This is a genomic window from Paraburkholderia sediminicola (assembly GCF_046026895.1).
In the GTDB taxonomy this organism is placed as follows: domain Bacteria; phylum Pseudomonadota; class Gammaproteobacteria; order Burkholderiales; family Burkholderiaceae; genus Paraburkholderia; species Paraburkholderia sediminicola_C.
In genome coordinates this window covers 24,108-41,816 of sequence record NZ_JAQQEU010000062.1, presented here as the reverse complement: position 1 = coordinate 41,816, position 17,709 = coordinate 24,108, and the positions used below count along the sequence as shown (strand labels likewise).

Sequence of the window (17,709 nt, the reverse complement as noted above, 5' to 3'; positions counted from 1 at the left end):
GCCGCCGCCGCCGTGACCGCCGTTGCCGGAGCCACCGTTGCCCGAACCGCCACCGTTGCCGCCGCCTCCGGGACCACCGTTGCCGGAGCCGCCGCCGCCGTGACCGCCGTTGCCGGAGCCACCGTTGCCCGAAGCACCACCGCCGTGACCGCCGTTGCCGGAGCCACCGTTGCCCGAACCGCTGCCGCCGTGGCTGCCTTCGCCATGACCGCTTTGACCGTTGCCGCCAGCACCCTGACCGCCATCGCCGTGACCGCTTTGACCATGACCGCTGTCGCCATGACCGCCATCACCTTGGCCACCGTTTCCATGACTACCTTCGCCGTGGCTGCTTTGACCGTGACCGCTGTCGCCGTGACCACCATCACCTTGGCCACCGTTTCCATGACTACCTTCGCCGTGGCCGCTTTGACCGTGACCGCTGTCGCCGTGACCACCATCACCTTGGCCACCGTCTCCATGGCCGCCTTCGCCGTGGCCGCTTTGACCGTGACCGCCGTCGCCATGACCACCATCGCCTTGGCCACCGTCTCCATGGCCACCTTCGCCGTGGCCGCTTTGACCGTGACCGCCGTCGCCATGACCACCATCGCCGTGGCCACTTTGGCCGTGACCGCCGTCGCCATGACCGCCATCGCCGTGGCCACCGTCTCCATGACCACCATCGCCGTGGCCACTTTGGCCGTGACCGCCGTCGCCATGACCGCCATCGCCGTGGCCGCTTTGGCCGTGACCGCCGTCGCCTTGGCCACCGTCTCCATGACCACCATCGCCGTGGCCGCTTTGACCGTGGCCGCCGTCGCCATCACCCCCATGGCCATGACCGCCATCGCCATGATGACCACCATCTCCATGGCCACCATCTCCATGGCCACCATCACCGTGGCCGCCGTCGCCATGACCGCCATCGCCTTTGCCGCTTTGACCGTGGCCGCCGTCGCCATCACCACCATGGCCATGGCCACCATCGCCATGATGACCGCCATCTCCATGGCCACCGTCGCCATCGCTACCATGGCCGTGACCGCCATCGCCATGATGACCGCCATCTCCATGGCCACCGTCGCCATCGCCGTGGCCGCTTTGACCGTGGCCACCGTCGCCATCGCCACCATGGCCATGGCCGCCATCGCCATGATGACCGCCATCTCCATGGCCACCGTCGCCATCGCCACCATGGCCATGGCCACCATCGCCATGATGACCGCCATCTCCATGGCCACCGTCGCCATCGCCATCGCCATGGCCATGGCCGTGCCCATGACCACCACCATCACCACCATCATCACCGCTACCGCCGTCGCCTCCCGTCCCCGACCCACCGTCACCCGAGCCGCCCTTACCTGCCCCGCCATCGCCCGATCCGCCGCCCTTCCCGCCTCCATCGCTACCCGTGCTACCCGACCCAAGCCCACCACCCGAGCCGGAGTTGGTCACACCGCCACTGCTCCCCGACCCCGCCGACGAGCTGCCATTGCCGCCTTGCGACCCCGCATTCGACGTCGTTCCCACACTTGCCGCGGCGAGTCCGCCGCGGCCAATCGTATACAAGCCATCGTTTTGCGGCCTGCAACCAGGAGCGCCGGAGGCCGGGCAGCCACCCGACGAGGCCTGTGCAAGCACGAGCGTGGAACTCGCCAACGGTGCGGCGGACGGCGCCGGATTGATTTGAGCGCCCGCCATCGCCGTATACAGACTCACTGCAACGGCCAATACCGCCTTGCGCGTCCCCAGCACCCGCCCATCCCCGTTTTGCTTTTTCATTTCATTCTCCTAACTATTCATCTAGAGTGACCGGCCCGGATAACGAGCGAATCTCTGTTCCCCGTTAAAAGAAAAATTCAAAGCCCAGTCGGCGCTGCCTCACGCGATGCAAAAAACGCCTCGTCTATGGCTTCTCTCGCGCGGAAAATCCCGGTCCGATTTGGCGTGATCCGAGAGAAACAACTGGCTGCGCGCGAACCTCGTCGATAGAACGGCACAGCAAGGCCTGATGGACGTTGAAGTTATGCGCAGCGTCATGCGGTGACCGTGCGTTAGCCCACGCAATGCGATATCGCGGATCATTGCCGCGCACGGATAGCCGAATTGACAAGGATCGAAGAGTGCGTCAAACACCGGAAACTCCCATATTTACCTCTGCAGTCCGAACTATTATTTATTCGAATTTGCCGGGCCTCGTGACCGGATAAATCAGATAACCGGCAACACTTCCCAACGCGGGTTTTCTCAAACACTTAGGGCAATGACGTAGCCGGCGGCTCTTTTTAAGTGTTACGCCGCACACAAACGCTCAACTGTCCAAGCCGAGTGAGCGCAATCAAACAGACTTGTTCAAAGGGGCTCGCCTTTCCACAGCATCCGTCATCGATTCGACGAGTCGTCAACCACTCGCCGCTCGACACCCACAAGAGCCTGACTCGAAGTCATCGCCACTCCGACACACGACCACCCAGGCGCTATTCCTAACTTCGTGCGTTGCCTCACAGAGCACGCAAAACGCGAATCGGGCGACAATAGAAACATCGCAACTTCATCGACAACAGGAACACAGATGCTTCTTCCCGAACAATGGGTGCTGGTGACGGGCGGCGCCCGCGGACTCGGCGCAGCGATCACGCGCGCATTGGTGCGCGAAGGCGCGAGCGTGGTCGTGAACTACCACAAGAGCGAATCCCTGGCGCTCGCGCTGAAAGAAGAACTCGGCGAGCGTGTACTGCCGCTCCAGGCAGATGTCACCAACCGCGCCGCCGTCGCGCGCCTGTTCGAAGCAGCGCAGGCGCAAACTCGCCGGCCCATCGCTTCGGTCGTGAACAACGCGCTGGCCGACTTCCAGTTCGACGGCGACGCGCGCCCGCCGATTGACTCCATCGACTGGTCGCGTTTCCAGCAGCAACTCGACGGCTCGCTCAAGGGCGCACTCAACACGCTGCAAGCAGCCGCGCCCGGCATGCGCGCGCGAGGGTTCGGCCGCATTGTCAACGTCGGCACCAACCTGTTTCAGAATCCCGTGGTCCCCTATCACGACTACACTGCCGCCAAGGCGGCGCTGCTGTCGTTGACGCGTACCGCCGCGCACGACCTCGGCCCCGACGGCATCACGGTCAACATGGTGTCGGGCGGTCTGCTGCGCACCACCGACGCGAGCGCGGCGACGCCGGAATTCGTGTTCGACCTGATCGCCAGTTCCACGCCAGTGCGCCGCGTCACGACGCCCGAGGAATTCGCCGACGCCGTGTTGTTCTTTCTGTCGCCATGGGCGCGCGCGGTCACGGGCCAGAATCTGATCGTCGACGGGGGTCTCGTGAAGGGCTGACCGCCCGCGCGTCGACCCGCACATTGATCTGCACATTGCCCGTGCATGGGCCCGCGCGTTGGGGGCATCAGCACGCGGGCATCGCGCAAAGTGTCGTCGCGCAACCATCAGCGCGGCGCAAACCAACACTTCGCCGTGCGAATTTTTCCCGAAGTATTTCCACCATCCACGGCCCGGGCCCGCATCATCGCAGCCGCGGCCGCCCGCTGATGCCTGTCGCGCCAGCGCTTGCGCGAACGCAGTGGCGAGCGCGGGTAAACCTTTGTTTGACAAGACGGGGCAGCCCCGTTTACTGGACGCACACCAACCTCTCAATACGCTTTCATCTGCGTTTACCTAAGTGAATAGTGTTCTGAGAACGCCCGCCACTCTCCAACGAGGTAAGCCATGGTCAATGTTTCCAGCAGCGCAGTCGATGACTTGAAATCCACGATCCGGGGCCAGCTGCTGCACCCCGGCGACGCGAGCTTCGATCAGGCGCGCAGCATCTGGAACGCGATGATCGATCGGCATCCGGCGATGATCCTGCGTTGCGCGGGCGCCGCCGACGTGCGCCGCGGCGTCGCGTTCGCGCGCGACAACGGACTGCCGCTGGCGATTCGCGGCGGCGGTCACAACATTGGCGGCAGCGCGCTGTGCGATGACGGTCTCGTGCTCGATCTGTCCTCGATGAAATCCGTGCGTATCGACCCGGCGGCGAAGCGCGCATATGTCGAGCCGGGCGCGACGCTCCACGATTTCGATCACGAGGCGCAAGCCTTCGGGCTCGCCACGCCGCTCGGCATCAACTCGACCACTGGGGTCGCGGGCCTGACGCTCGGCGGCGGCTTCGGCTGGCTCAGCCGCAAGTACGGCATGACGATCGACAATCTGCTGTCAGCGGACATCGTCACCGCCGACGGCGAGTTGCTGCACGTCAGCGCCGATGCTCACGAAGATCTGTTCTGGGCGATTCGCGGCGGCGGCGGCAACTTCGGCGTCGTCACGCTATTCGAGTTCCAGCTGCATCAGGTCGGCCCGCTCATCTACGGCGGCCTCGTCGTGCTGCCGCTCGAACAGGCGAAGGACGCGCTGATCAAATACCGCGCCGACGAACGCCCCGACGAACTCGCCGTCTGGGCGGTCGCACGGCTCGCGCCGCCGTTGCCGTTCCTGCCGCCCGAAGTGCACGGCAAGCCGGTGCTCATCTTCGCGATGTGCTATTGCGGCCCGATTGAAAACGGGCCGTCCGTGGTGGAACCGGTGCGCCGCTATGGGACGCCGCTCGGCGAACATCTCGGCCCGATGCCTTACGTGGCATGGCAACAGGCGTTCGATCCACTGCTCACGCCAGGCGCGCGCAATTACTGGAAGTCGCACAATCTCGCCGGCATCGAGGACGGCATGATTGACGCGCTGCTCCAGGCGATCGGCAATCTGCCCTCGCCGCAATGCGAGATCTTCTTCGGACAGATCGGCGCGCAAACACAACGTGTGCCGGTCGCGGCCACCGCTTATTCGAGCCGCGATACGCAGTACGCGATGAACGTGCATGGCCGCTGGGACGATGCCGCCGACGACGAGCGCTGCATCGCGTGGGCGCGCGCGTTCTTCGATGCGGCCGCGCCGTTCGCGCTCGGCAGCGTGTACGTGAACTTCATGACGCAGGAAGAAGGCGGCCGCGTCGCCGATGCATACGGGCCGAACTACGAACGGCTCGTCGCGGTAAAAGGCCGCTACGATCCGCACAATCTTTTCCGTTGCAACCAGAACATTCGTCCAGCTGCTTAATCTGACTTCGGTCAGTTCAATCGCGCGGCCGTGCCGCGCGGTTCCCCGCTCATATCGTCCAAAGCCCGCCGCCGCTGCGCAGGCGGCGCACTCGGGCACGCTATCTGCTAACTGGTCATTGCCATACGGGCCTGCCGGCATCCCGACATGACGGCCCGCGTGTGAACGGGAGCGGATAGAACGACTCGAACTCATGTACATCCCCGCCCACCTCTATAACTTAAAAGGAAAAACCATCATGCGCAGACGACAGTTCATCCTCACCGGCAGCGCTGCTTTGGCCGCTGCAGGCCTCGGCCTCGCCGGTTGCACGACGACTTCGCCTTCCTCCAGCGCGTCGCCCGCTGCCAACGCCGGCAAGCGCGACACGATCAACGCAGGCGTCGACTCGACGCTCTCGCGCCTCTACGAAAACGTCAACGGCTCGCGCGAACTGGTCGCAAAGGCGCGCGGCGTCCTCGTGTTTCCATCGGTGATCTCGGCGGGGTTCTGGATCGGCGGCCAGTACGGCGAAGGGGCGCTACGCATGAACGGCCAGACGACCGGTTACTACAGCACCGTCGCCGGCTCGTTCGGTTTGCAGATCGGCGCGCAGTCCAAGGCTCTCGTGTTCCTGTTCATGACGCAGGAAGCATTGGACACATTCCTCCACAGCCAGGGATGGGCGGCGGGCGCGGATGCCACCGTCGCCGTGCTGAAGGTCGGCGCGAACGGCGCGGTCGACACGTCCACCGCGACGAGTCCCGTCGAAGCATTCGTGCTGACGAACGGCGGCCTGATGGCTGGCGTGTCGCTCGAAGGGACCAAGGTTTCGCGTCTGATCATCTGACAGTCATCTGAAGAACCCGCGCGTTTGCCGTCACGGCGTCGCCGCCCCAGCGGCGTGCGTGACGGCGCGCCGGCGGCATCGGCCGCACTGCTGTAAAATCCGTCCCTTTTGCGGTTCTCCGGCCATCGTTTCAGCCAGGGCCGGTCGAAGCATCTCTGCGCAGGGCGACATACGCCGCTTGCCCCACGCGCTCCCCACTCCCCATTTCGTTGAAGATGACCACCGCTAGTTCCACTCACGGCCGGCTCGCCAAGCTGGCCGGCATCAAGAGCAATGTGCTCGCAGGCCTGACCTCGTCGTTCGCATTGGTGCCAGAATGCATCGCCTTCGCGCTGGTCGCCCACCTGAATCCGTTGATGGGTCTGTTCGGCGCGTTCTTTATCTGCACCGCCACGGCCCTGTTCGGCGGACGCCCAGGCATGATTTCCGGAGCCGCCGGATCGATGGCGGTGGTCATCGTGGCGCTGGTCGTGCAGCACGGCGCGCAATACCTGCTCGCCACGGTGGTCCTCAGCGGCATCCTGATGGTGCTGTTCGGCGCGTTGCGCCTGGGCAAGCTGATCCGCATGGTCCCGCATCCGGTGATGCTCGGCTTCGTCAACGGCCTCGCGATCGTCATCGCCACCGCGCAGCTCGCGCACTTCAGACAGAGCACGCCGCAAGGCGAACAATGGCTGCACGGCGGCGCACTGGCGTGGATGTGCGGGCTCGTCGCGCTGACCATGGCGATCGTCTACGTGCTACCGAGGCTCACGCGCGCCGCGCCGCCCGCGCTGGTGGCGATCGTCGGTGTGGGCCTCTTCACGCAGCTGCTGCATCTGCCCACGCGAACGCTCGGCGACATGGCGCACATCGCGGGCGGCTTGCCCACGCTGCACCTGCCGGCCGTGCCGCTGAACCTGGACACCGTGCACGTGGTGCTGCCCTACGCGGTGCTGATGGCGATCGTCGGTCTGCTCGAAACGCTGCTCATCTTCAATCTGACCGACGAGATCACCGAAACGCGCGGTCAGCCGAATCGCGAATGCCTCGCGCTCGGCGCGGCGAATATCGCCTCGGGACTGTTCGGCGGAATGGGCGGCTGCGCGATGATCGGCCAGACCATGATCAACCTGAATTCGGGTGGCCGGTCGCGGCTGTCGGGCATCGTCAGCGGCGTGATGATCCTGATGTACATCCTGTTCCTGTCGCCGCTGATCGAGCGGATTCCGCTCGCGGCGCTGGTCGGCGTGATGTTCGTGGTGGCGCAGCAAACCTTCGCATGGGGTTCGCTGCGCGTACTGGGCAAGGTGCCGCGCAACGACGCGCTGGTGATCGTCGCGGTCACCCTCATCACCGTGTTCTCCGATCTGGCGATCGCCGTGATGTGCGGCATCGTGATCGCCGCGCTCAGTTTCGCGTGGCAGCATGCGCGCGAAATTCACGCGCACGTCGAGGACCGCGCCGGCGACAAAACCTATGTGCCGCGCGGCACGCTCTTCTTCGCCTCGACCACGCGCTTTCACGAGCTGTTCGATCCGCTCGATGATCCGGAGCGCGTCACGATCGATTGCAGCCACCTGCTGCTCGCGGATCATTCGGCGCTGGCGGCGTTGCAGGGACTGGCCGAGCGCTATCGCAAAGCCGGCAAGCAACTGCGCATGAAGAATCTGTCGGAGCGCAATCAGCGCCTGCTGAGCCGCGCGGGGATGGGCTTCGCGTGAAGGTGATTCAGCGCTGCTGTGGCAACGTGAACACGGCAATCGCTGCGGAGAGCTGACCGGTCTGCGCCTTCACCACGTCGGCGGAAGCGCTCGCTTCTTCCACCAGCGCCGCGTTCTGCTGCGTCGTCTGATCCATGCTCGCCACCGCGATGTTGACCTGCTCGATACCCGAGCTTTGCTCCACTGACGCGGCGCTGATTTCGCCCATGATGTCGGTTACGCGGCGCACCGCCAGCACGACTTCCTGCATGGTTTCGCCGGCGCGACCCACGTATTGCGAACCGTCCGCGATCTGGGCCGCCGACTCTTCGATCAGCGCCTTGATCTCCTTCGCGGCCGCCGCGCTGCGTTGCGCGAGCGTGCGCACCTCGCCCGCCACCACCGCGAAGCCGCGGCCCTCCTCGCCGGCACGCGCCGCCTAGACCGCCGCGTTCAACGCCAGGATGTTGGTCTGAAACGCAATCCCTTCGATCACGCCGATGATGTCGCCGATCCGATGCGAGGACTGCGAGATGCCGCGCATCGTCTCAACCACCTGGCCGACCACGTCGCCGCCGCGCGCCGCCGTTTCCGAGGCGTGGTGCGCGAGCTGGCTGGCCTGCTTCGCGTTGTCGGCGTTCTGCTTCACGGTCGCGGTGATCTGCTCCATGCTCGACGCCGTTTCACCGAGCGCGCTCGCCTGCTGCTCGGTGCGGCGCGACAGGTCCGCGTTGCCGGCGGCGATCTCGTTGGACACCGTCGCGATCAGCGTCGCGCCGCCGCGAATCTGCGTGATCGCTTGCGCAAGGCGCAGCTGCATGCGCTGCATGGCGGCGAGCAGACTGGTTTCGTCGCCGGACCTGGTCGCGACGGCCACGTCGAGGTCGCCGTCGGCGATGCGCGACGCGATCTGCGCCGCGTAGGCCGGTTCGCCGCCGAGTTGCCGCAGGATGCTGCGCAGGATCACGCCGATCACGAGCGACACCAGCAAGCTCAGAATCAGCGACGCGCCGGCGTACTGCGCGAGCGCCGTGTAAAACGCGCTGTCGATGTCATCGGTGTAGACGCCGGTGACGATGGTCCAGTCCCACGGCTTGTAGAGCCGCATGTAGTTGATCTTCGGCGCGAGTTCGCTGGAACCCGGTTTCGGGAATTGCAGATGCACGAACGCTTCGCCTTCGCGCTGGGTTTGCTCCGAACCTTCCTTGAACACATGGCGGCCGTCCGGGTCGGTGACGCCCGTCATGTCCTTGCCGACGAGGTCGGAGCGCGTGCCGTGCATCAGCACCCGGGCGTGGCTGTCCTCGAGCACGAGGTAGCCGCCGGCGCCGTCGTAGCGCATCGCGCGCAGGTCGTCCATCGCCGCGCGTTGCGCGTCGGCGAGCGGCATCGTGCCGGCCGCGGCGAGCTGCGTGCGTGGAGGCGCGCGGGGCCAGTCCGGCGGTTCGCGGGGAACGCTCGCTGCGCGTTACTCCAGCGGCAGCGTCAGCGACGCGATTTCGCATCGCGGCCATTGCCGCAGCACGCCGGGCGCAAGCAGCAGCTTCGCCGCGCGCACGCCCGCGCCCATTACGATCTGCGCGCGCTCCATCACCGCGGCGTCGACCAGAACGCGCCAGTCGGCCGGCAAGCCGAACGCGGTGATGCCGCCGAACTCCATGCCGCTGTGCTCGACCGCCTGTTCCCGCTTGGCGAACGAAAGCCGCTGCGCGCCCAGCGCGGCCTTCACCGCGCCGTTGATGTCGAGCCGCCGCGAACCCAGCGAGACCAGCGCCGCGTAATGCTCGGCGCCCTCTTTCTTATAGCGCACCACGATGGTGTTCGCGCAGTCTTCCAGACCGAAGCCATAACGCGCGCTGAATGCGGCGGTGTCCGACGCGTCGTCGGTGACGGCGAAAACCGTCACGCCGTGAGCCGGCAACTCTTCGACGACATGGGCAGGCAAGTGCGCGCCCAATTGTTCCGCGGCAATGACATCCAGCTGCTGTACGAGTTCGTGCGAGTGCATGGTGAGCAAGGTGTGTGAGGATCCCCTGGCATTCTAACGGCACACTGCGCGGACGGTGGCGCGGCGCGCGGCATCGGTCGAGTCGAGCAGCGCCTGGCTGCGCGGTTCTTTTGCGCCGTTTGTTTGCACGGTTCACTTGTATAGTCACAGGCACAAGGTTTGCGAAAGGCTTGATGCGAACACTGCGCCGGGGCCGCCTCACCGGCTCGACCAACGCAAATCCCACGCCGGCACTCGATTGAGAAAGACGACCATGGACATCGACAGCCTTTCCGCGGATAACCTCCAGCATGTGGCCCGCAAGCAGGCCAACTGGGCGATCGGCGCGTTCAAGCAGTTCTCCGAGGACCGCTGTGCAGCCATGGCCGCCAGCATCGCCTTCTATGCAGCGTTCTCGCTCGCCCCGACGCTGGTCATGGTGATCGCGGTGGCCGGATGGTTCTTCGGCGCGGCCGCCGCGCGCGGCGAGCTGTACCACCACATCAACGGACTGCTCGGCAACCAGGCCGCCGTGGGTGTGCAGACCATCGTCGAGAACGCGCATCACAACGGCAGCGCCGGCGGCATCGCGGCGATCATTTCGTTCTCGGCGCTGGCGATCGGCGCGTCGGCCACCTTCTCGTCGCTCAATAGCGCGCTCAACCAGGTGTGGCCTTACACCGGGCCGCGCACCTCGAGCGTGATCGCGCTGGTGCGGGTACGCCTGATCTCGTTCGGACTGGTGCTGGGCGTCGCCTTTCTGCTGATCGTCTCGCTGGTGCTCGATACGGTCATCACCTTTGTCGGCAACTGGCTGTGGGGCGATTCACCCTACGTGGTGATCGGCAACCTGCTGCAACTCGGGGTCGGCCTGCTGGTGCTGGCGTTCGCCTTTGCCGGGCTGCTCAAGTTCCTGCCGGACGCCAGCGTGCGCTGGCGCGATGCGCTGGTCGGCGGGATCGTCGCGGCGGTGCTGTTTTCGGCGGGCAAGAAACTGTTCGCTTTATATCTGGCGCACGCGGGCATGGCGACTTCGTTCGGCGCGGCCGGCTCGCTCGCGGTGCTGCTGATGTGGCTGTACTTCTCGGCCGCCGTGCTGCTGCTCGGCGCGGAATTTTCGGCGGCCCGCGGACGTCTGCACGATCCGCGCGGCAGCTGGGGCATGCAGGGGGGCGGGCCCCCGGGCAGCCGCGCGAAGCTCGCGTCGGTGCTCGCGGCGTCGACGGTCGCGGGGTATGTGCAAGCGCGTGCCGACCGTCACGCCGCCGACTCGCCCGACGCGTCTTCCACCCCGATGCGCGCGACAGGGACTCTCGGGGTGCAAGCGCGCAACCTGGCTTCCGCGCGCTCGACCGCCGTCAGAGTGGCGCGTGGCGTCGTGAATGCCGAAGCTCAAGCCACCCGTCTCGCGGCATTCGCGCTGGCCGAAACCCGCCGCCAGGCCAAGGCCGCCGATCGCTATGTCAGGCGGAACCCGTGGACGTCGGTGGTGCTTGCCGCGGTGGCGGGCCTCGCCGCAGTCACGGCGGCGCGCCGCAATAGCGACGAACGCGCCGCGGCCGAGGACCGCGGCGAAGAGCGCGCCGAGCGCCGCTGAAAGTGCCGACCGCTGCGCGCTGTCCGCCGCCGCAACCTAAGCTTCGAACCCGCGGGCAATGGTTGCACCCTTTCGACCAATAGGTTGCGCCTGCTGTGCTCACAACGCATCGCTTCTGTCTAGCCGGCCGTGAAAAGTCCTCGTTGCCGGCTTGGCCGACTTTTCGCGGAATGGTCCAGAACATTAGACGACTTGATTACAAATTACCTTCAAATTAGTGCCAAAACTGCAGTCAACCCCACTGCCACTGTCAACAAAACAACAATAATGCGTAGTCCACCAATTACTATTGCGCAAACTGAAACAATCAATAACGGGCTTTAAATACAAGGCTTTGCGTGGTTTGTCAGTTTTTGGCGACACTCTTTTTTTTCCGGTTCTTACCGATACGCGCAGTGAGCTATTCTCCTTTTCGCAACAACGACTAATCATCTGCGTGGAGAAATGGATGAAACGAATCGCACTGTCTACCCTCTCGCTGGCGCTGCTGGGCGTCACCGGCGTGGCACATGCTCAGAGCAGCGTGACCCTGTATGGCCTGATCGATGAATCGATCCAATACGTAAACAACGCCACCCCCCATGGTGGTAGCTTGGTGCAACTGTTCGGCGGCAACATTCAGGCCCCCCGTTTCGGCCTGAAGGGCGCGGAAGACCTGGGCGGTGGCCTGAAGGCAATCTTCCAGTTGGAAAACGGTTTTGACGTCAACAACGGCAAGCTGGGTCAAGGCGGCCTCATGTTCGGTCGCCAGGCCTATGTCGGCCTGACCGGTGACTCGTGGGGTACCATGACGGCCGGCCGTCAGTACGACCCGCTGGTCGACATGGTCCAGCCGCTGACGGCTGACAACTACTTCGGCAGCACGTTCACTACGCCGGGCGACGTCGACAATAACGACAACAGCTTCCGCGTCAACAACTCCGTCAAGTACGTCTCGCCAGTGTGGGGCGGCTTCCAGTTGGAAGGTCTGTACGGGGTGGGCGGCGTCGCAGGCGCGGCGGGTTCCGGCCAGACGTGGGCAGGCGCGGCAACGTATGCAACGGGTCCGTTCAGCGTCGCTGCTGGCTACCTGCACACCAGCAATGCAAGCAACCCGGCTACCCGCAATGGCGGCTGGAATAGCTCGACGACGACCGGCACGTTCGACACCAACTTCCCGGCCAACGCTGGCGTCAACGCCGCGTACGCGTCGGCGAGCGCGATCGGTATCGCTTCGGTGGCTGTTCAGTACGTTACCGGTCCGTGGACGGGCAACCTGAGCTACAGCAACGCGCAGTACTACCATGACGGAAGTTCGACCTTCGGTCAGACCCAGAAGTACGAAGTGGGCCGCGCCTATTTGGGCTATCAGCTCACGCCGGCAGCGCTGCTGGGTATTGGCTACGCCTACACGAAGGCGCACGGCGACTCGTCCGCGTCGTATAACCAGGTGTCGCTGGGCGGCGATTACTCGGTCTCGAAGCGCACGGACTTCTACCTGATTGGCGCATATCAGCATGCAAGCGGCGAACAGCGTGTACCGGGAGCGGGCGGCGGCCTCGTGGCGGCTACGGCTTCGATCGGTTCCTACGGCAACCAGTCGAGCACCAGCAACCAGGTCATGGTCAGCCTCGGTATGCGTCACAAGTTCTGATCGGAACTTGCTGCGTAGCTGAAAGCGACATAGTAAAAAGCCAGCCAGAGGCAATGCCGATGGCTGGTTTTTTTTCGTCTTGAGGTTTTGTCGCACGGCGGGTGTGACAGACGGCGGCGACAAAAAAAACCGCCGCGAAATCCGTGACCGGATTCGGCGGCGGCCTTCGTAGCGGTAACAGCCGCCCTAGCGCCGCTGCACCTTCCCCTTGTCCGCCTGCGCCAGCGTCTGCGCAGGTTTCGCGTCGAGTTCATGCTCGATGCCATCGGCGCCCACCGGCGCGCGATGCAGCACCAGCCCCCGTTCGCTTTGCATCGACGGCACGTTGGACGCGTCCTGCCAGTCCGGATCGGGAATCGCGCCGAACACCTGGCGCAACTGCTCGCCCCACGTGCTGTGGATCATCTCGAAGTACGCGTTGTCGCGGTCGATCGACACGAAACGCGTGACTCGCAGCGCGTCCTTCTCGTAGACCAGCAGATCGAGCGGTAAGCCCACCGACAGGTTCGAGCGCAACGTCGAATCCATCGAGATCAGCGCGCACTTGGCGGCTTCGTCGAGCGGCGTGGACGGCGTCAGCACACGGTCGATGATCGGCTTGCCGTACTTCGCCTCGCCGATCTGGAAATACGGGTTCGCCGCCGAGGCTTCGATGAAGTTGCCCGCCGAGTAGATCATGAACAGGCGCGGCCGGTTGCCCGCGATCTGTCCGCCGAGAATGAAGCTGCAATTGAAGTCGACGCCGAATTCCTGCAGCGGCTGCGCTTCGCGCTGATGCACGCAGCGCACCGCGCGGCCGACCACGCGTGCCGCATCGGCCATCGTGGGGGCGCTCCAGAGCGTGGGCAACGCGACGTCGGTCGGCTCGGACAGCTCGTGCAGCACCGCTTGCGTGAGCGACAGATTGCCGGCGCCCAGCAGTACGAGCATGCGCTCGCCCGGTTGCTCGAACACCGACATCTTGCGCGCGGTGCTGATGTGATCGACGCCCGCATTGGTGCGCGTGTCCGACAGGAACACGAGTCCTTCATCGACGGCCATCGCTACGCAGTAGGTCATAAGGTACCCGCGAAAAGCAACTCAACGGCGCTATTGTAATGCCGCGCGCATGCTCTTCTGTCCCGCGCCTTGCTGTATTGCGGCTTTTGCGGCCCCGTCTGAAGGAATGCGCGGGCCCGCGCCCGCCGCCTGCGTCGATGAGCGAGCCGTCCCGCACGCGGTCCGCGAAACGCGCTACGAGCTCTCTACTGAGGCAATTGCGCGCTGACCGACACCGACACCTTCAATTGCTCTTCAAGCCCGCCGATACGCCGTCCACGCACCGGCGCGGCCGCTTCATAGTCGCGCGCCACGGCGAGCCGGCAGTAGATCTCGCTGGCAAACGCGGCGTGCGTGACGTCGATCGAAATCCAGCCCTTGCCGTCGAGCCAGACGTCGACCCACGCATGGCTTGCGCCGTGCGGAACATCGCCGGGTTCGATATAGCCGCTCACATAGCGCGCCGGAATGCCGCGCAAGCGGCAGCACGCCAGCATCAGATGCGCATGGTCCTGGCACACACCGTTGCCGAGCGCGAGCGCCTGCGCGGCCGTGCTGGTGACTTCGGTGACGCCCGGGTTGTACTGCACGCGCTGCACGATCTGCTCGGACAGCGTGATCAGATTGGCCGAACTCGCGAGACTCGGCACCGACTCGGCCAGCTCGCGGACCGCCGCATCGGCCTCGGTCAGGCGCGTCGAGCAGGTGAAATGCTCGAGGGGAATCGGGCCGACCGCGTCGCGCAGCAGACCGTCGACGAGCGGGATCGTGTCCACCTCGCCAGCCACATGCAGACGGATTTCGCTATGCGGCTTGTTGATGACCAGCGTGTGCAGGATGTTGCCGTACGCATCGAAGGTCGCGTCTAGCTTGCCCGGCGCGTCGATGCTCCAGCGGCGCACCACCTGCGACGCGCCGCTCGAGGGCGTCAGACGCAATTGCTGGATCGAATAATGGACCGTCGCTTCGTAGCGATAGGACGTGTCGTGGCGGATCGTCAGGTACATAAAAAAACTCCGTCAGGCGACTGGCAGCATCAGATAGGTGCGCGCGACCAGATTGCCCAGCTCGAACACGCGAGCCAGGAACTGTGTCAGATAGGCGTGCAGCCCGGCTTCGAAAATCTGCCGGATGTCGGAATAGACAAGCTCCGCGCGCAACTTGCCGGCAAAGCGTTCGCACTGGTTCGAGCCCGAGGTGCGCAGCATCGCCAGATTCGCGCACACGCCTTCGAGCGAGGCGAGCAGCGAGCGCGGCATTTGCTGGTTCAGGATCATCAGTTCGACCACGCGCGCGGGCGTGACGACGTCGCGATACACCTTGCGGTAGATTTCGAGCGCCGACACCGAACTCAGAATCGAAGTCCAGTAATAGAAGTCTTCGAGCTGGCGCGCGGCATCGCGCGAATTCGGTTCGACGTCCGCGAAGCGCACGTCGAGTATCCGCGCGGTGTTGTCGGCGCGTTCGAGGTAGGTGCCGAGTTGCGTGAAGAAGAACGCGTCGTCCTGCAGCGCGGTGCCGATCGTCACGCCGCGCGACAGATGCGAGCGGAACTTCACCCATTCGAACAGCGACCCCGGATTGTTCGCGGCCTGGCCTGACGACACACGCTCGTTGAATTCGAGCCACGTGTCGTTGATGGTCTCCCACCATTCGGTGGTCAGCGTGCCGCGCACGGCGCGGGCGTTTTCGCGCGCCGCCTGCAGACACGAATGGATGCTCGACGGATTGTTCGCGTCCGCCACCATGAAATCGAGCACGTGTTCGCGCGTCGGCTCGTCGTAGCGCTGCGCGAACGCGGATTCGAGTTCGGAGATGCGCAGCACCGAACGCTGCGCGCGCGCCTCCTGTTCCGGCGTCTGTGGCAACAGCAGCGCCTTCAGATTGATGTCGAGCATGCGGGCGGTGTTCTCCGCGCGCTCCATGTAGCGGGCCATCCAGAAAAGGTGATCGGCGGTGCGGCTTAGCATGACGGCGTTCCGTATCTGATGACGCGGGCCTGCGTCGAAGAGAAAGGCCCGCGCTGGTTATCCGTGTGCGCCGGCGGCGGATTGCGGGCCGCCGCGGCGCGCTGGGTTGCGAACGCGCTGGCCCGAGCGCTCGATGAGCGGCCCAGCCGAGCGCACCGGCAACTGCGTCAGTCGACCATCCAGGTATCTTTGGTCCCGCCTCCCTGCGACGAGTTGACGACCAGCGAACCCTCCTGCAGCGCGACACGCGTGAGGCCGCCGGCCACCATCGTGACGGTCTTGCCCGACAGCACGAACGGACGCAGGTCGATATGGCGCGGCGCGATGCCCGCTGCGACGAACGTCGGACACGCGGACAGCGCGAGCGTGGGCTGCGCGATGTAGCCGGCCGGCCGCGCGATCAGACGTTCGCGGAACGCTTCGATTTCGGCTTGCATCGACGCCGGTCCCACCAGCATCCCGTAGCCGCCCGCGCCATGCACTTCCTTGACGACCAGCTCCGGCAGATGCGCGAGCGTGTAGGCGAGGTCGTCGGGCTTGCGGCACTGGAACGTGGGCACGTTGTTGAGGATCGGCTTTTCGCCGAGGTAGAACTCGATCATGTCCGGCACGTACGGGTAGATCGATTTGTCGTCGGCGATGCCGGTACCCATCGCGTTCGCGAGCGCCACTCGCCCGGCGCGATACGCAGTCAGCAAACCCGGCACGCCGAGCGCCGAGTCGTTGCGGAAGGCGAGCGGATCGAGAAAGTCGTCGTCGACACGGCGGTAGATCACGTCGACCCGTTTCGGCCCCTGCGTGGTGCGCATGAACACATAGTTGTCGTCAACGAACAGGTCCTTGCCTTCCACCAGTTCCACGCCCATCTGCTGCGCGAGGAACGTGTGCTCGAAATACGCGGAGTTGTACATGCCAGGCGTGAGCACCACCACGACCGGATCGTCGACGCCTTCGGGTGCGACCGAGCGCAGCGTATCGAGCAGCAGATCGGGATAGTGCGCGACCGGCGCGATGCGGTTCTGCACGAACAGCTCCGGGAAAAGCCGCATCATCATCTTGCGGTTTTCCAGCATATAGGAGACGCCCGACGGCACGCGCAGGTTGTCTTCGAGCACGTAGAACTCGCCTGCGTCGCCGGCGCGCACCACATCGACACCAGCAATATGCGCGTAAACACCGAGCGGCACATTCACGCCCTGCATCTCCGGCCGGTACTGCGCATTGGTATAAACCTGCTCGGCCGGCACGATGCCCGCGCGTACGATGTTGCGATCGTGATAGACGTCGTGGATGAACAGATTGAGCGCCTGCACCCGCTGGCGCAAACCGGCTTCGAGAGTCTGCCATTCGCCGCGCGGAATGATGCGCGGGATCAGGTCGAAAGGAATCAGCCGCTCGGTACCGGACAGATCGCCGTTCACCGCGAAGGTGATGCCGACCCGGCGAAACAGCAGGTCGGCTTCCGCACGTTTGCGCGCGATCGCCTCGTTGCCCTGCTGGACCAACCATCGCTCGAAACGAGCATAGTGTGGCCGCACGGCATCGTCATGATGACGCATCTCGTCATAGCATCGCATGTCACGCCCCGCTCTTGTTGTCGGATAGAAGGCGAATGCGCTGCGCATTCGGTGTTCGACCTCAATCAAGCAAACGCTATGCCATTGAGCTTTTGGTGCGTGAGACACGTTGCATGCACGCTAACAGCATATCCCGGACGGCATGGCTGCGCTGTCATCGTACTGCGGCGGCTCACGATGCGCTAGTACGGTGCATGAGCGGCACCGCGATGAACGCACGCGTGCTTCGCAACCTGCGAGCGCGCAAAAAAATCCCCGTGGATTCACACCCACGGGGATTCGGACAACCTGCACTGCGGATCCGCTCAAA

Annotated in this window: 12 protein-coding genes and 1 pseudogene; 6 read left to right on the top strand and 7 right to left on the bottom strand. The window is 64.7% G+C overall.

Features of this window, described 5'->3' with window-relative positions; genetic code table 11:
* Nucleotides 1-1,286, bottom strand: a 1,286-nt coding sequence (locus PQR02_RS30395) for a hypothetical protein (protein WP_408240358.1), incomplete at its 3' end; no start/stop codon positions are given.
* 1,268 nt (nucleotides 1,287-2,554) lie between these two features.
* On the opposite strand from PQR02_RS30395, the gene PQR02_RS30390 reads away from it, so the two are divergent.
* The 4 genes from PQR02_RS30390 to PQR02_RS30375 all read left to right on the top strand — a co-directional run bounded on the left by PQR02_RS30390 (nucleotide 2,555) and on the right by PQR02_RS30375 (nucleotide 7,618).
* Entirely contained in the window at nucleotides 2,555-3,316 is a 762-nt protein-coding gene (locus PQR02_RS30390) for a 3-oxoacyl-ACP reductase (RefSeq protein ID WP_408240355.1), read from the top strand.
* Nucleotides 3,317-3,703: 387 nt separating this feature from the next.
* Nucleotides 3,704-5,086 (top strand): FAD-binding oxidoreductase, encoded by a 1,383-nt coding sequence (locus tag PQR02_RS30385; protein ID WP_408240352.1) that lies wholly within the window; start codon nucleotides 3,704-3,706, stop codon nucleotides 5,084-5,086.
* Between the two features lie 238 nt (nucleotides 5,087-5,324).
* Nucleotides 5,325-5,915, top strand: a complete 591-nt coding sequence (locus tag PQR02_RS30380; RefSeq protein ID WP_408240349.1) for a BPSL1445 family SYLF domain-containing lipoprotein — start codon at nucleotides 5,325-5,327, stop codon at nucleotides 5,913-5,915.
* Between the two features lie 215 nt (nucleotides 5,916-6,130).
* Nucleotides 6,131-7,618 (top strand): SulP family inorganic anion transporter, encoded by a 1,488-nt coding sequence (locus PQR02_RS30375; RefSeq protein WP_408240346.1) that lies wholly within the window; start codon nucleotides 6,131-6,133, stop codon nucleotides 7,616-7,618.
* A 7-nt stretch (nucleotides 7,619-7,625) separates the two neighbouring features.
* On the opposite strand, the pseudogene PQR02_RS30370 reads toward PQR02_RS30375, so the two are convergent.
* Both PQR02_RS30370 and PQR02_RS30365 read right to left on the bottom strand, forming a co-directional pair.
* Nucleotides 7,626-9,005, bottom strand: a pseudogene (locus PQR02_RS30370) (methyl-accepting chemotaxis protein); the annotation flags it as partial.
* Between the two features lie 60 nt (nucleotides 9,006-9,065).
* Entirely contained in the window at nucleotides 9,066-9,605 is a 540-nt protein-coding gene (locus tag PQR02_RS30365) for a YbaK/EbsC family protein (RefSeq protein WP_408240361.1), read from the bottom strand.
* A 253-nt stretch (nucleotides 9,606-9,858) separates the two neighbouring features.
* Between PQR02_RS30365 and PQR02_RS30360 the strand changes: the two genes are divergently transcribed.
* Both PQR02_RS30360 and PQR02_RS30355 read left to right on the top strand, forming a co-directional pair.
* Nucleotides 9,859-11,181, top strand: coding sequence for a YihY/virulence factor BrkB family protein (locus PQR02_RS30360; RefSeq protein WP_408240343.1), 1,323 nt, complete (start codon nucleotides 9,859-9,861; stop codon nucleotides 11,179-11,181).
* Between the two features lie 448 nt (nucleotides 11,182-11,629).
* The gene (locus tag PQR02_RS30355) at nucleotides 11,630-12,814 is read left to right on the top strand and encodes a porin (protein ID WP_408240340.1); all 1,185 of its coding nucleotides are present in this window, start codon (nucleotides 11,630-11,632) and stop codon (nucleotides 12,812-12,814) included.
* Between the two features lie 186 nt (nucleotides 12,815-13,000).
* Here the strand turns inward: PQR02_RS30355 and PQR02_RS30350 are convergent, their stop codons facing one another.
* The 4 genes from PQR02_RS30350 to PQR02_RS30335 form a co-directional block, all read right to left on the bottom strand.
* Complete coding sequence (locus PQR02_RS30350) at nucleotides 13,001-13,873, bottom strand: proteasome-type protease (protein WP_408240337.1); 873 nt, start codon at nucleotides 13,871-13,873, stop codon at nucleotides 13,001-13,003.
* A gap of 185 nt (nucleotides 13,874-14,058) precedes the next feature.
* Nucleotides 14,059-14,859: a transglutaminase family protein gene (locus tag PQR02_RS30345; RefSeq protein ID WP_408240334.1), complete on the bottom strand. Its 801-nt coding sequence runs from the start codon at nucleotides 14,857-14,859 to the stop codon at nucleotides 14,059-14,061.
* Between the two features lie 12 nt (nucleotides 14,860-14,871).
* Complete coding sequence (locus PQR02_RS30340; protein WP_408240331.1) at nucleotides 14,872-15,822, bottom strand: alpha-E domain-containing protein; 951 nt, start codon at nucleotides 15,820-15,822, stop codon at nucleotides 14,872-14,874.
* 167 nt (nucleotides 15,823-15,989) lie between these two features.
* The gene (locus tag PQR02_RS30335) at nucleotides 15,990-17,399 is read right to left on the bottom strand and encodes a circularly permuted type 2 ATP-grasp protein (protein WP_408240328.1); all 1,410 of its coding nucleotides are present in this window, start codon (nucleotides 17,397-17,399) and stop codon (nucleotides 15,990-15,992) included.
* Between the last annotated feature and the right edge of the window lie 310 nt (nucleotides 17,400-17,709).

Bases quoted from the DNA above. Each gene is read 5' to 3' on its own strand.
- PQR02_RS30390 (WP_408240355.1), top strand. From the start codon at position 2,555: ATGCTTCTTCCCGAACAATGGGTGCTGGTGACGGGCGGCGCCCGCGGA.
- PQR02_RS30385 (WP_408240352.1), top strand. From the start codon at position 3,704: ATGGTCAATGTTTCCAGCAGCGCAGTCGATGACTTGAAATCCACGATC.
- PQR02_RS30380 (WP_408240349.1), top strand. From the start codon at position 5,325: ATGCGCAGACGACAGTTCATCCTCACCGGCAGCGCTGCTTTGGCCGCT.
- PQR02_RS30375 (WP_408240346.1), top strand. From the start codon at position 6,131: ATGACCACCGCTAGTTCCACTCACGGCCGGCTCGCCAAGCTGGCCGGC.
- PQR02_RS30365 (WP_408240361.1), bottom strand. From the start codon at position 9,605: ATGCACTCGCACGAACTCGTACAGCAGCTGGATGTCATTGCCGCGGAA.
- PQR02_RS30360 (WP_408240343.1), top strand. From the start codon at position 9,859: ATGGACATCGACAGCCTTTCCGCGGATAACCTCCAGCATGTGGCCCGC.
- PQR02_RS30355 (WP_408240340.1), top strand. From the start codon at position 11,630: ATGAAACGAATCGCACTGTCTACCCTCTCGCTGGCGCTGCTGGGCGTC.
- PQR02_RS30350 (WP_408240337.1), bottom strand. From the start codon at position 13,873: ATGACCTACTGCGTAGCGATGGCCGTCGATGAAGGACTCGTGTTCCTG.
- PQR02_RS30345 (WP_408240334.1), bottom strand. From the start codon at position 14,859: ATGTACCTGACGATCCGCCACGACACGTCCTATCGCTACGAAGCGACG.
- PQR02_RS30340 (WP_408240331.1), bottom strand. From the start codon at position 15,822: ATGCTAAGCCGCACCGCCGATCACCTTTTCTGGATGGCCCGCTACATG.
- PQR02_RS30335 (WP_408240328.1), bottom strand. From the start codon at position 17,399: ATGCGATGCTATGACGAGATGCGTCATCATGACGATGCCGTGCGGCCA.